Raw genomic sequence first — 13364 nt, 5'->3', positions numbered from 1 at the left:
CGTGTCGCATGGCGTTGCCGCGCGTCGCGCCGTGTGCGCCGCCGGAATCCGTATGGTGAAGCGCCGTCCCGTTTGCGCGGTTTTCGCTCGCCGCCCGGCGCAGAAAGGCGTCCCATGGAATTGAAGCTGCAGGGCAGAGCCGCGGTGGTGACCGGTGCGAGCAAGGGCATCGGGCTGGCCATCACCAAGGCCCTCGTGGCCGAAGGGGTCCGCGTGACGGCCGGGGCGCGCCACGTGGGCAGCGAACTGGCCGACCTCGCCCGGACAGGATCCGTACAGGCCGTCGAGGTGGATCTGGCGACTCCCGAAGGGCCTGCCGCGCTCGTCTCGGCGGCGGGCTCCGCCTTCGGGCCGCCCGACATCCTGGTCAACAACGTCGGTGCGGTCCGGACACGCACCGGTGGCTTCTCGTCCGTCACCGACCAGGACTGGACGACCACCCTGAACATCAATTTCCTCGCCTCCGTACGCGCCACCCGCGAGGTGCTGCCGCTGATGCTCCAGCGCACCGCCGGGTCGATCATCACGGTGGCGTCCATCAACGCACGCCTGCCCGACCCGCTCGTGATCGACTACTGCGCGTCGAAGGCGGCGCTGCTGAGCTTCAGCAAGTCGCTGTCCAAGGAGCTGGGGCCGAGCGGCATCCGCGTCAACACGGTCAGCCCGGGTCCGGTCGCCACGGATCTGTGGCTGGGGAAGGACGGCGTCGCGGCAACGGTCGGTCAGGCCGGGGGACTTGAGGCGGACGCGGTCATCGAACACGTCGCGCGGGACGCCGCGACCGGCCGCTTCACCCACCCCGAGGAGGTCGCCGAGCTCGTCCTGCTGCTGGCCTCCGACCGAACCGCCAACGTCACCGGCTCCGACTTCGTCATCGACGGAGGCATGATCACCACGGTGTGATACCACCGGGAGCGGGGCCGTCTCCCTCGGGGCCTGTCTGGCATCACGGTCACGTCGGTGGTCTCAGGGTGCGATGCCCACTCCGTCGATCCGGCTCCAGGTCTTCTCCTGGGCGGCGGTCATGGCCGGCCAGCGCAGGCCGCCCGGACGCGGGTTGACCCGTGACGCGTAGGCGCTGGGGGAGAAGCTCGGGTCGTAGAAGCAGCCGGTGCCGTACGTGACGTCGAATGCGGTGCACGAGGCCGCGATCGAGTTCGGCGTCGGTTTCTTCCCGGTCCGCACCCACGCGTCCAGTGCGGTGATCGAGTTGGCGTACTCGGAGTTGCTCAGCTCACTGTGTTCGCTTTCCCGAGTGAACGTCTGCACCAAGTGCCGCTCGCGGTGGGCGCCTTGGAGACTGGCCCGGTAGGCCGCCTCGTGCTCGACGAACGCGGTGGGGTCGTCGATCGCGTGCATGGTGAGCACGGGGATGGTCACCTCGCCGGTGAGGTCGCTGTCGTACGAGAGGTCGCGTACGGCGGTCGGGTCGGCCGGGAACCGCTCGACCCCGGCGTTGAGCGCGCGGTCGTCGTGGGAGCCGGAATACCGTACGCCCTGATTGCTGAAGGGGTTCCGCCCGCCGAGCCGGCTGTGCACGATGTCGCGGAACGTGAACGTGGCGAACCGCAGGTGTGACTCGAGGGTGCGCTCGGGGATCTTCGTGACCGCGAGGATGTCGTCGAGGTTGCGCTGCTGAGTCGCCGTCCGCTCCTTGGGTTCGGAGGCGTACCCGGTGCATTCCTGAAGGCGCGCCCGCAGCCCTGCGGCCGTCATGGTCGAGCCGGCGCGCAGCCCTTCCCACAGCGGGTACTGAGGCTCGGTGGGCCGGGGATGGTTGCGGCAGTAGTACTGATAAACCACGCGCAGGTCGACCCGGTAGTCGTATCCGCGAGAACCGCCGCCGAGCACGCCGCTGGTGAGAAGGGCACCGTCGTACGGGCCGTGCTTCGCAGCACCGTAGGTTTCGACGACCTTGGCGGCGACGTTGCCGCCCCAGGACTGGCCGTGCACGTAGGTCCGCCTGGGGTTGCCGAATTCACGCACGAACAGGCGACGCAGATTCTCGGTGTCGGCGGCTGCCATCCGCGTCCCGTAGCCACCACGCCGGTACGACGAACCGGCCCAGGCGTAGCCCTCGTCCACCATCACCCCCCAGCGGTTCAGGTCGTTCACGCTGCGCTCGGGATCGGAGCCCGCGCCGAGGTCAGGGCCGCCGTGGGCGTGCACCACGAGCGAGCCGTTCCAAGTGGTGGGGACGGCGATCGCGTAGTAGGCGCCGTTCGGGTCCTGGCCGGTGTAACAGGTGGCCTTCCCGGCCAGATTCGCGGGGCAGGCGGTTGAGGCCGGCCTGCTCGCGGGGGCGGCCGACGAAGCGGAGGCCGCACCTGAAGCCGGCACGGGGAGTGCGCAGGCGACCAGACCCGCGATGCCTGCGACCGTCGCCGCGCGTCGGTGGTGCCGACCGGACACGGTCCTTGTGCGGAAACCCGATGCGATGCGTCTGGTCATCGTGCTCATGGGCCTGCTCCTCGTCACCCGGCGCGCACCGTTGCGCGGCGGGGGAGATGCTAGGGACGGCCGAGGCGAAATCCTATGACGCGATCAGTAGCGTTCATATTGTTCGCTGACGAGGGTGAACGACGGTCGCGCGGGCGGCAGACTGGCCCCATGACCGCTTCGGAGCCCAAAGCTGACCTTCACTTCTATCTGCAGTCCGCCCGCGATGCCCTGCTGTGGAAGCTCGAAGGGCTGTCCGAGTACGACATCCGTCGCCCGCTGACGCCGACCGGAACCAACCTGCTCGGCCTCGTGAAGCACGTGGCCAGTGTCGAACTCGGCTACCTCGGTGACACCTTCGGGCGGCCGTCCGGTGAGTCCCTGCCCTGGGTCGAAGAGAGCGCAGAGCTCAACGCGGACATGTGGGCCACCGCCGACGAGTCACGCGAGTTCATCGTGGAGCTCTACCGGCGCGCGTGGGCGCATGCCGACGCGACGATCGACGCGCTGCCGCTGGACACCGTCGGCAAGGTGCCGTGGTGGCCCGGCGGCAGGGACGAGGTGACGCTGAACCATGCCGTCGTACGCGTCATCGCCGATACGCATCGCCACGCCGGCCACGCCGACATCCTCCGCGAACTCATGGACGGCGCCGCGGGGATGGACAAGGGCAACGACAGCATGGCCTCGGACGACCCGGCCTGGTGGGAGGACTATCGAGGCCGGGTCGAGCGGGCGGCTCGGGAAGCCGGCCACGGGGCATAGTTTGAACTGATGTGGCATGTACGACAGTTGAGCCACCCTGGGCCGCTAGGGAGTGTCCGGTGCGTCGCGGCCGGGGCCGCGACGCCTGATTCGCCGGACACACTCCCTAGTGAACCGAGAATCCGCCGTCGACGAAGATTGCCTGGCCGGTGACGTAGGCGGACGCCGGGCCGGCCAGGAACACCGCGGCTCCGGCGAAGTCCTCGGCCAGGCCGTTGCGGCCGACCATCGTGCGGGCGGCCAGCGCGGCCACCTTTTCCGGGTCCCACGACAAGCGGGCGTTGAGCGGGGTCATGACGAAGCCCGGCACGAGCGTGTTGCAGGTGACGCCGTGGGGCGACCACGCCTCGGCCTGCGAGCGGGCCAGCGCCTCCAGGGCGCCCTTGGACACCCCGTACGCGCCGCTCTGGACGAACGCCCGGTGCGCCTGCTGGGAGGTGATGTGGATGATCCGCCCGAAGCCCCGCTCGGCCATGCCGGGTCCGAAGCGCCGGCCCAGGAGGTGGGGTGCCTCCAGGTTGACCGCCATCGTGGCGTCCCACACCTCGTCGCCGAGCTCGCTCATCGGGGGCCGCAGGTTGATCCCGGCGCTGTTGACGAGGATGTCGGGCTCGCCGAACACCCCGGCCGCCTGCTCCGCCGCCGCGCGCACCCCGTCGCGGGTGCTCAGGTCCGCGCTCACCCAGGCCGCTCGACACCCCTGCGCCGTCAACTCGTCGACGGTGGCGGTCAGTTCGGCCTCCTTGCGGGCCACGATCACCACGCTCGCCCCCGCGCGGGCGAGCGCACCGGCGATGGCTTTGCCGATCCCGGAGCTGCCGCCGGTGACCACAGCGGTCCGGCCGTCGAGCGAGAACAGTTCGGAGAGGTAGTTCTGCGAGGTCATGACCGCACCCTAGACGGCGCCGTCATGGTGACAGCACCCGGGCCGACCTGCGGAAAATCACGTGACCTGGGCGGCGATGGTCCGCGCGCACTCCAGGGACTCCGTGTGCGTGGTGTCCACCTCCAGGTCGTAGACGACGCCCCGGTGGACCGTCTCCGCCTGCGCTGCGGCCATCCCCTGGGCGCGGTCCCCGCGGACGATCTCACGGCCCGCGGCGACCTCGCTGTCGCACCTGACCCCGACCCACAGCACGCTGAGTCCGCCCAGAGCCTTCTGCCACCGCTGCTGGGACTCCGTCCCGCCGAGGAACACGTCATCGATGACGATCCGGGCGCCTGCACCGGCCGTCGCGGCGACCCCCTCCATCCATGCTGCTTCCAGCTCCCGGAACACCGCTCCGACGCTCACTGCGCCGGCCGAAGCGATCTCGATTCCTTCGCCCGATGCCTTCATGGACGCGGGCATCGCCTCGATCAGCCGGTCGATGCCGAAGGCGAGCCATGGATCCGGCAGTACCGCCTGTAGGCACCGGACGATCCCGGACTTGCCCGAACTGGACCCACCGTTCAACACGATCACCTGAGTCGTCACCGGGCCAGGGTAGAGGCACCCGCCACGGCATCCGAAGCGAATTTCGGCAACCGACTGAATGACCAAGGAGGTGACTGCCTGACGATGCGTCAGCCATCCGCCCGTACAGGGTGTTTGCTGAGGATCGATACGCGGTTGAATGCGTTGATCGTTATCGCGACCCAGATCACGGCGGAGATCTGATCCTCGGTGAGCTCGGCCCGGGCGGCGGTGTAGGCGGATTCCTGCGCGACGGCGTCGGACGGCGCGGTCGTCGCCTCCGCCAGTCCCAGGGCCGCTCGTTCCGTGGCGCTGAACAGTTCCGTGTCCCGCCACGCCGGCAGCACGCCCAGCCGCTCGGTCGTCTCGCCGGCGCGCTGCGCCGCCCGGGTGTGTACGCGCAGGCAGTAGGCGCAGCCGTTGATCTGTGACACGCGGAGGTTGACCAGTTCCACCAGCCCGCGGCCGAGGCCCGCGTCCGCGGCTGCCGCTCGCACCGCCTCCGACGTCTGCACGAGTGCGTGGTAGGCCTTGGGGCTCTGCTTGTCGATGAAGATCCGCCGGGGTGTGGATCCCGCCGTCGCCTGGTTCAACGTGGACTCCTCCGGGCCGCTCGCGGGCCCTTGCTCCGATGTGTACATGGGGCCGTTTCGTGTTCTAAGATCGAGGCAAGTTGTTGAATGTAAAACTATCATGACTGGAGGAGGTGGCCGCGATGAGTCATGCGGAAGCAGGTCCGGTCGGGGTGCACGGCGGCTCCCGGGTGGCGGGCGAGCTGTCGGCCGAGGGTCAACGGGTCGACGTGCTCGCCCCGCGCGACGTCCCTCTGGGCGGGCCACGGGCGATGACCGTGCGACGTACGCTCCCGCAGCGGTCCCGGACCCTGATCGGTGCCTGGTGTTTCGCCGACCACTACGGCCCCGACGACGTCGGCCGCACAGGCGGCATGGATGTCGCCCCGCATCCCCACACCGGACTGCAGACGGTGAGCTGGCTGTTCAGCGGGGAGATCGAGCACCGCGACAGCCTCGGCAGCCACGCCTACGTACGGCCCGGTGAACTGAACCTGATGACGGGCGGACACGGCATCAGCCACACCGAGGTCTCCACCCCGCGCACCACGACCTTGCACGGCGTCCAGCTCTGGGTGGCGCTCCCCGAAGAACACCGGCACACCGGGCGGGACTTCCAGCACCATGTGCCCGAGCCGGTGCGGACGGAGGGCGCCGAGATCAGGGTCTTCCTGGGCGCCCTGGCCGGATCCGTATCCCCGGTGCCGACCTTCACGCCGCTTCTCGGCGCCGAGATCACCCTCGCGCCGCGTGCGTCGCTCACGCTCGCCGTGGACGCCGATTTCGAACACGGCGTACTCGTGGACCACGGGGACGTCCGTGTGGCGGACACTCTGCTACGCCCCGCCGACCTCGGCTACGTCCACCCCGGCGCCGACACGCTGACCCTCGTCAACGAGTCGGGCGAGACGGCCCGGGCAGTCCTTCTCGGCGGAACGCCGTTCGAGGAGGAGATCGTGATGTGGTGGAACTTCATCGGCCGCACTCACGAGGACATCGTCCGGGCGCGAGAGGAATGGGAGAGCGCCTCGGAGCGTTTCGGCGCTGTCGAGGGCTACCCCGGAGACCGCCTCCCCGCCCCATCTCTGCCCCATGCCACCATCGCGCCGCGCAAGAACCCCTCGCGTCGCTGATCTCTTGCAAAGGAATTCGATGACCCAGCCTTCCTCCGTTCCCTCCGCTCCCTCCGTCGAGCGGAACGATGAGCGGCATCGCTACGAGATCCTGGTCGACGGCGCACGTGCCGGCCTGACCGCCTACCGCGACCACGGTGTGCAACGCGTCTTCTTCCACACGGAAGTTGACGAGGCGTATGCCGGTCAGGGCTTGGCCGGGCAACTGGTCCAGCAGGCGCTCACCGACGTGCGCAAGCTCGGCAAGAGGATCGTGCCCGTCTGCCCCTACGTGGCCAAGTTCCTCAAGAAGCACGAGGAGTTCGCCGACATCACCGACCCGGTCACCACCGAGGTCCTGCAGTGGCTGGAGGCCGAACTGGCCTGATCCGTCGGGTCGGCCGCGCTCCGCCGGATCCAATTCCCACTGTTCTGGGCGGGGACGCACCTCCTACTCCGGATCCCGCCCGCCAGGGCGTCTGTAACAGCCATGTATTAGAGGCCGGTCGAACGGAACGGCCCCCGCGCAGCCAGGGTCTCAGTGATCAGCAAGCGATCGACAGCCGATCAGGAAGCCGATCGGCAAGCGATCAACTAAACGATCAGAACGGCTCGCTCAAGACGATTGAGCGGACAGCGGACACCCTGAAAGGGACCCCCATGCGCGTCCAGAAGCTCTCCCTCCTCGCCATCGCCGTCGCCGCGGGCCTCTCGCTCACCGCCTGCCAGAGCGGCGACGACTCCCCGGCCGGGTCGGACGACGCCTCCGCTTCCGCCCAGAGTTCCGGTTCCCAGAGCTCCGGTTCTCAGGACTCCGGCGGCAGCAGCGCATCGACCGGCAACGGCGCCGGCACGGCGGGATCCGACGCGAGCACCGGGGGTTCCTCCAACGGCGGTTCCGGAACGGGTACGGGTGCCTGCCAGACCTCCCACCTCGCCTTCAGCAGCTCCGGCGGCATGGCCGAGGGCACGCTCATCGTGAACCTCAAGAACACCGGTTCCGTCACCTGCACCCTCAAGGGTTTCCCCGGAGCCGACCTGAAGGGCAAGGACGGCACCGTCAGCGCCGAGCGCAGCAAGCTCGCCCCGCCGAGCGTCAGCGTCAAGCCGGGCGAGGAGACCCGCTTCACGCTCCACTACCCGTCGAACGACTCCGGCGGCTCCGGCGTCACCTTCACCAGCCTCGTCGTCACCCCGCCCAATGAGACGCACTCCCACACCCTGCCCGTCACCATCAACGTTCCCGCCACCGACGGCTCCGGCCCGGCCATCACGGTCGACCCCGTCGGCACCGGCAAGTGACCGGCGGGCGCCACGTAGCTGCGGTGGTGGGTGAGGAACGTCCGTAGCGTCTAGGGGGTGGCTCCGCGTGGCCCGGTCTGCGCCACTTCGCCCAGCGTCGCCGCCACGAAGTCGTGTACGTCCGGGAGGTCTCCGGCCGTCGGGCGGCAGTTCGTCCCGTCCACCGGCAGACTCAGACGTATGAGGTCCACGACGCCGCCCTCGGCCTGCTGGAAAGCGGACACGTCAAGGTGCACGACATGGTGACCCGGCAGCCGTGGCCCACCGACGGCCCGGGCTGTCCGGTCTACGAGGTGCGGTCCCTGTCCCCGCTGCGGCCGGTGCCCGGCGCGGGCAGCTCCGTCGAGGGTCCGCCGCCCAGGGACACGGCGTCATGACGTCCGCCGTCATCGTCGGGGGCGGGCCCAACGGGCTCGCCGCCGCGGCCCTGCTCGCGAAGGCGGGCCTTGAGGTCACGCTCCTCGAAGCCGCGGACGAGGTCGGCGGCGGCACCCGCAGCCACGAGGCCATCCTGCCCGGCCTGGTGCACGACCACTGCTCGGCCATCCACCCGATGGCCGTCACCTCGCCTGCGCTTCGCTCACTCGGCCTCGAACGGCACGGACTGCGCTGGAAGTTGGCGGACTTCGACTGCGTACACCCGCTGGACGACGGCAGCGCGGGGGTACTGATGCGCTCCGTCGAGGACACCGCCCGCATGCTCGGTGCCGACGCCGGACGGTACCGGGCACTCTTCGACACGCCCGTGCGCCACTGGGACGCGCTCGCCCAGGACGTCATGCGCCCCCTGCTGCGCGTCCCGACGCATCCACTGCTGCTCGCGCGCTTCGGCCTGCCGACCACCCTGCCCGCCACCGTCCTCGCACGTCTCTTCAAAACCCCCCAGGCGCAGGCGCTGTGGGCGGGCGTCGCGGCGCACGCGTTCCGTCCGCCGACCCACCCGTTCACGTCGGCGATCGGACTGGGCATCCTCACCGCCGGGCACGCCGCCGGATGGGCCGTCGCCGAGGGCGGCTCACAGTCCATCGCCCGCAGCCTGGAGAAAGCACTGGGCGAGCACGGCGGCGCGATCCGCACTGGCGTACACATCACCCACTCCTCGCAGATCCCGCCCGCCGACGTGACGCTCCTCGACCTCGACCCCGGCCAGATCGCCCGCATCTACGGCGACCGGCTTCCCGCCCGCGTACGGTCCGCCTACCGGCGCTTCCGCCGCGGTCCCGGGGCGTTCAAGGTCGACCTGGCCGTCGAAGGCGGCGTGCCCTGGACGAACGAGGACGCGCGACGCTCCGGCACCGTCCACCTCGGCGGCCCGTTCGCCGACGTGGCACGTGGGGAGCGGGATGTCGTGGCCGGACGGATGCCCGAGCGCCCCTTCGTCCTCGTCGGCCAGCAGTACCTGGCCGACCCCACCCGCTCGGTCGGCGACGTACATCCTGTCTGGGCCTACGCGCATGTCCCGTACGACTACGGCGGAGACGCCACCGAGGCGATCCTCCGCCAGTTCGAGCGATTCGCCCCCGGCGTACGCGAACGCATCGTGGGCCGGCACATCACCCGGCCCGCCGACTTCGCCGCGGCCAACCCCAATTTCGTCGGAGGCGACATCGTCACGGGAGCCAAGACGGTCCCGCGCCTCCTCCTCGGCCCGCGCCCCGCGTTCGACCCTTACGGCACCGGCCTGCCCGGCGTGTTCATCTGCTCGGCCGCCACGCCGCCCGGCCCCGGCGCACACGGCATGTGCGGCGCCGGCGCGGCGAGGTCCGCTCTGCGGCACCTCGGAGTCCGGCAATCCGATTGACGCCGTGTCACGAGCTGACGCCATGTCACGAGTGAACGCGACGGGGGCCCGGCCGGTCGTCAGCCCGGCCCGGGCCCCTGCGTCGCGCGGCTTCCTGCTCAAGTGGCCGCTTCGATGGTCACCTTGACGTGCTTCATGATCGGCTGGTCGCTCTGCGTGCTGTAGTCGACGAGCGCGCACAGCACGTTCATCTCGGGCATGTACCCGGCCGCGCAGCCGCGCGGGATGTCGTACGGGATGGCGAGGTAGCCGTTGAGGTAGCGGTGGCTGCCGTCCCTTGCGGTGCTGGTGATGTCGACGGGATCGAATTCGGAGATCCCGCGCTCGCGCATGTCGTCCTCGTTCATGAAGACGAGCTCGCGCAGGTTCTTGATGCCGCGGTAGCGGTCGTTGTCCGAGTAGATCGTGGTGTTCCACTGGTCGTGGGAGCGCATGGTGCCCAGGGCCAGGGTGCCGGGTGCCGGTACGACGTCGGGCAGGGGCGCGTCGGAGAACTCCGCGCCGCCGGACGGGGTCAGGAAGACCAGTTCGCGGGCGGGCTGTTTCAGGCGGAAGCCCAGGGGCAGGCGCACGCGGCGGTTGAAGTCCTCGAAGCCGTCCAGGGCTTGCGACATGGTGTCACGGATGCGGTCGTAGTCCTCGATGTACCACTCCCACGGGGTGGGGCTCGCGGGCAGGGCCGCGCGGGCCATGCCGGCGACGATCGCGGGCTCGGACAGCAGGTGCGGCGACGCGGGGCGCTTCATGCCGACGGACATGTGCACCATGCTCATCGAGTCCTCGACGGACGTGCTCTGGACGCCCTTGCGCTGGTGGTCCTTCTCGGTACGGCCGAGGCACGGCAGGATCAGCGCCTGGCGGCCGTGCACGAGGTGGCTGCGGTTGAGCTTGGTGCTCACCTGCACCGTGAGGTCGCAGTTGCGCAGGGCCTCGTACGTGATCGCCGAATCCGGTGCGGCGAGGGCGAAGTTGCCGCCCATGCCGACGAACACCTTCACATCACCCCGGCGCATGGCCTGGATGGTGCCGACGGTGTCCAGGCCGTGCTCACGCGGCGGGTCGATCTTGCAGTACTCGGCCAGGCGGTCGAGGAACTCGTCGTCGGGCCGGTGATCGATGCCGCAGGTGCGGTTCCCCTGGACGTTGCTGTGACCGCGTACCGGGGAGGGGCCGGCTCCTTCACGGCCCAGATTGCCGCGCAGCAGAAGGAGGTTGATGATCTCGCGGACGGTGTCGACGCCGTGCTCGTGCTGGGTCACGCCCAGGCACCAGCTGACGATGCTGCGGTCGGCATCGCAGTACACGCGCGCCGCTTTGAGGATGTCGTCGCGGCTGACCTCGGACTGCCGCTCCAGCTCCTCCCACGATGTGCTCTCGCACAGCTGCCGGTACGAGTCGAAGCCCGTGGTGTGCCGGTCGATGAACTCCTGGTCCAGCGCCTTGGGGTCGAGCCTGGACTCCTCGATGACCGCCTTGGCCATGCCGCGCAGGAGCGCCATGTCGCCGCCGATCCGCGGCTGGAGGTTCAGGGTGCTGGTCCTGGTTGTCTTGAACAGCGCCATGTCCATGAAGTCGTGCGGGACGATGGTGCGGGTCGCGGCCGCTTCGACGAGCGGGTTGATGTGCACGATCTGCGCGCCGCGGTGATAGGCCTCGGCGAGCGCGGTGAGCATCCTGGGCGCGTTGGAGGCGGCGTTGACCCCCATGATGAACAGCGCGTCCGCGCTCTCCCAGTCCTTGAGGTCGACCGTTCCCTTGCCCGTTCCCAGGGACGCCTCCATGGCACGGCCGCTGGCCTCGTGGCACATGTTCGAGCAGTCGGGCAGGTTGTTCGTGCCCAGCTCACGGGCCATCAACTGGTAGAGGAACGTGGCCTCGTTGCCGAGCCGGCCGGACGTGTAGAACGACGCCTGGTTCGGATTCTCGAGGCCGCGCAGGGTGCTGCCGACCAGCTCGAACGCGTCCTTCCAGCTGATGGGGACGTAACGGTCCGTGTCAGCGTTGTAGACCATCGGCTCGGTCAGCCGGCCCTGGTCCTCCAGCTTGAAGTCGCTCCACTCGAACAGCTCGGTCACCGTGTGGGCGGCGAAGAAGTCGCGCTCGACGCGCTTGCGCGTCATCTCCCACGTGACGTGCTTGATGCCGTTCTCGCAGATGTCGAGCTTCAGGCCCTTGGTGTCGTCCGGCCACGCGCAACCCGGACAGTCGAAGCCCGTGTTCTCGTGGTTCATCTTCATGATCGCTCGCGGGCCGTCCACCAGTTCGCGCTCGCGCACGAGGAACTGGGTCACGCTCTTCGCGGCACCCCAGCCGGCAGCCGGGTGGTGGTAGGGGTGATACTCCGGATCCTCCTTGGGGAGCGGCCCCACACTGGGTTCCAGTTCTTCCGGCGCCTCACTGTCGATGCTCAAGACACTCAACCCTTCGACCATGCGATTACGGGCATAAGCCGACAAAATAGTAGTTTCAGTCAGGCTATGCCGGTAGATCAAGGGGCGCCACCTGCCCCGGGGGCACCGTCGCCCGCGGCAACCAAGGCGTCCGCCCCCGCTCACGGATCACGGGCATCAGGCCCGCCGAGAGCGCGGCGAGGCCGGTCAGGAGCAGGTCGGCGGCGCGGACCCTGGCCGGCCCGGCCGGCCGGGCCCCGGCGACGGTCAGCTCGGCGGTGCCGGTGAACGTGTCGACGACGCGGGCCTCAGCTCGTCGCGGGCCGGAAGACTGCTGCCGTTCCGCCCGTCCGGAGATCCCGCTCGCCGGGGTTCCGCGGTGCGCACTTCCCTGCGCTCATGGGGACGCCCAGGTGTACGCGTCTGCCGACGATGGCGAGGAGGGCCGGGCGACGGGCCACGAGCAGGACTGTGCGGCCCGTTGCCGGCAGCCGGGGATCGTCAGGTGGCGCGATCAGTGACCCGCCGGGATGTGCTGGACGCCGATCCGTCGGCGGAAGACCCAGTACGTCCAGCTCTGGTAGATCAGCACGATCGGCGTGAACACCGCCGCGACGATCGTCATCACCTTCAGCGTGTACGACGACGAAGAGGCGTCGGAGACCGTCAGCGACCAGTCGGGGTCGAGCGTCGACGGCATGACGTCCGGATACAGGGCCGAAAACAGCATCGCGAACGCCGCCACGACGGTCAGCCCCGACAGCGTGAACGCCCAGCCGTCACGGCCGAGCCGGGTCATGACCACCGCCCCGATCAGTGCCAGGAACGCCACGATCATCACGCCCAGACTCCGGCCGTTGCCCGACTCAACCTGTGTCCAGATCAGGAACGCCAGCAGCAACAGGCCCGCCAGCACGCCGAGTTGGATCGCCTGCGTCCTGGCCCGGTCACGGATGTCCCCGAGCGTCTTCAGGGCCGCGAAGACCGCGCCGTGGCAGACGAACAGCACCAGCGTCATGAAGCCGCCGAGGATCGCGTAACCGTTGAACAGGTCCCCGAGGCCGCCCACGTACGACTTGTCCGCGTCGATCGCCAGGCCGCGGACCATGTTCGCGAAGATCACGCCCCAGAGGAACGGGGGCAGCAACGACGTCCAGAAGGTGGCCTCCTCCCAGTTGTGCTGCCAGCGCGCACCGGACTGCTTGGCCCGGTATTCGAAGGCCACGCCCCGCACGATCAGGCAGAACAGAGTGATCAGCAGCGGAATGTAGAAGCCGCTGAACATCGTGGCGTACCAGTCGGGGAAGGCCGCGAAGGTCGCACCGGCGGCCGTGATCAGCCAGACCTCGTTGCCGTCCCACACCGGGCCGATGGTGTTGATCAGGACCCGGCGCTCGGTGCTGTTCCGGGCCAGCAGCCTGGTGAGGACGCCGACGCCGAAATCGAAGCCCTCGAGGAAGAAGTAGCCGATCCACAGGACGGCGATCAGGATGAACCAGAGATCGTGGAGGTGCATGACGATCCGTC

14 protein-coding genes are annotated in these 13364 nt (G+C 69.3%); 7 read left to right on the top strand and 7 right to left on the bottom strand.

Annotated features, from left to right (window positions below):
• Positions 1–114: 114 nt before the first annotated feature.
• A complete protein-coding gene (locus ACWIGU_RS05795) occupies positions 115–903 on the top strand; it encodes an oxidoreductase (protein ID WP_454397806.1) in 789 nt (262 codons plus the stop codon).
• 63 nt (positions 904–966) lie between these two features.
• On the opposite strand, the gene ACWIGU_RS05790 is transcribed toward ACWIGU_RS05795, so the two are convergent.
• Positions 967–2451 carry a hypothetical protein gene (locus tag ACWIGU_RS05790; protein WP_454398601.1) on the bottom strand — a complete coding sequence of 495 codons (1485 nt, stop codon included), beginning with the start codon at positions 2449–2451 and terminating at the stop codon, positions 967–969.
• Between the two features lie 159 nt (positions 2452–2610).
• Between ACWIGU_RS05790 and ACWIGU_RS05785 the strand changes: the two genes are divergently transcribed.
• A complete protein-coding gene (locus tag ACWIGU_RS05785) occupies positions 2611–3204 on the top strand; it encodes a DinB family protein (protein ID WP_454397804.1) in 594 nt (197 codons plus the stop codon).
• Positions 3205–3310: 106 nt separating this feature from the next.
• Here ACWIGU_RS05785 and ACWIGU_RS05780 read toward each other — a convergent pair whose 3' ends face one another.
• From ACWIGU_RS05780 to ACWIGU_RS05770, 3 genes are all read right to left on the bottom strand, one after another.
• Entirely contained in the window at positions 3311–4090 is a 780-nt protein-coding gene (locus ACWIGU_RS05780; RefSeq protein WP_454397802.1) for an SDR family NAD(P)-dependent oxidoreductase, read from the bottom strand.
• A 57-nt stretch (positions 4091–4147) separates the two neighbouring features.
• Entirely contained in the window at positions 4148–4681 is a 534-nt protein-coding gene (cpt, locus tag ACWIGU_RS05775; protein WP_454397800.1) for a chloramphenicol phosphotransferase CPT, read from the bottom strand.
• A gap of 89 nt (positions 4682–4770) precedes the next feature.
• Complete coding sequence (locus ACWIGU_RS05770; RefSeq protein WP_454397798.1) at positions 4771–5253, bottom strand: carboxymuconolactone decarboxylase family protein; 483 nt, start codon at positions 5251–5253, stop codon at positions 4771–4773.
• 122 nt (positions 5254–5375) lie between these two features.
• Between ACWIGU_RS05770 and ACWIGU_RS05765 the strand changes: the two genes are divergently transcribed.
• The 3 genes from ACWIGU_RS05765 to ACWIGU_RS05755 all read left to right on the top strand — a co-directional run bounded on the left by ACWIGU_RS05765 (position 5376) and on the right by ACWIGU_RS05755 (position 7646).
• On the top strand, positions 5376–6365 hold the full coding sequence (locus tag ACWIGU_RS05765; protein ID WP_454397796.1) for a pirin family protein: 990 nt from the start codon (positions 5376–5378) through the stop codon (positions 6363–6365).
• A gap of 19 nt (positions 6366–6384) precedes the next feature.
• Positions 6385–6732, top strand: a complete 348-nt coding sequence (locus tag ACWIGU_RS05760) for a GNAT family N-acetyltransferase (protein ID WP_454397794.1) — start codon at positions 6385–6387, stop codon at positions 6730–6732.
• A 272-nt stretch (positions 6733–7004) separates the two neighbouring features.
• The gene (locus tag ACWIGU_RS05755) at positions 7005–7646 is read left to right on the top strand and encodes a DUF4232 domain-containing protein (RefSeq protein ID WP_454397792.1); all 642 of its coding nucleotides are present in this window, start codon (positions 7005–7007) and stop codon (positions 7644–7646) included.
• A 50-nt stretch (positions 7647–7696) separates the two neighbouring features.
• Here ACWIGU_RS05755 and ACWIGU_RS05750 read toward each other — a convergent pair whose 3' ends face one another.
• Positions 7697–7882: a hypothetical protein gene (locus ACWIGU_RS05750; RefSeq protein ID WP_454398648.1), complete on the bottom strand. Its 186-nt coding sequence runs from the start codon at positions 7880–7882 to the stop codon at positions 7697–7699.
• On the opposite strand from ACWIGU_RS05750, the gene ACWIGU_RS05745 reads away from it, so the two are divergent.
• On the top strand, positions 7853–8023 hold the full coding sequence (locus ACWIGU_RS05745; protein ID WP_454398599.1) for a hypothetical protein: 171 nt from the start codon (positions 7853–7855) through the stop codon (positions 8021–8023). The two genes, ACWIGU_RS05750 and ACWIGU_RS05745, sit on opposite strands and share 30 nt — an antisense overlap.
• Complete coding sequence (locus ACWIGU_RS05740; protein WP_454397790.1) at positions 8020–9447, top strand: phytoene desaturase family protein; 1428 nt, start codon at positions 8020–8022, stop codon at positions 9445–9447. The genes ACWIGU_RS05745 and ACWIGU_RS05740 overlap by 4 nt, the downstream gene beginning before the upstream one ends.
• 98 nt (positions 9448–9545) lie before the next feature.
• Here ACWIGU_RS05740 and ACWIGU_RS05735 read toward each other — a convergent pair whose 3' ends face one another.
• Together ACWIGU_RS05735 and cydB are read right to left on the bottom strand one after the other, a co-directional pair.
• Entirely contained in the window at positions 9546–11858 is a 2313-nt protein-coding gene (locus ACWIGU_RS05735) for an FdhF/YdeP family oxidoreductase (RefSeq protein ID WP_454397788.1), read from the bottom strand.
• A 493-nt stretch (positions 11859–12351) separates the two neighbouring features.
• Positions 12352–13353, bottom strand: coding sequence for a cytochrome d ubiquinol oxidase subunit II (cydB, locus tag ACWIGU_RS05730; protein WP_454397786.1), 1002 nt, complete (start codon positions 13351–13353; stop codon positions 12352–12354).
• Positions 13354–13364: the final 11 nt, after the last annotated feature.

Source organism: Streptomyces sp. NPDC055400, from assembly GCF_053644375.1.
Note: the sequence above shows the minus strand (reverse complement) of the source record. Positions and strands in the feature narration are given on the sequence as shown.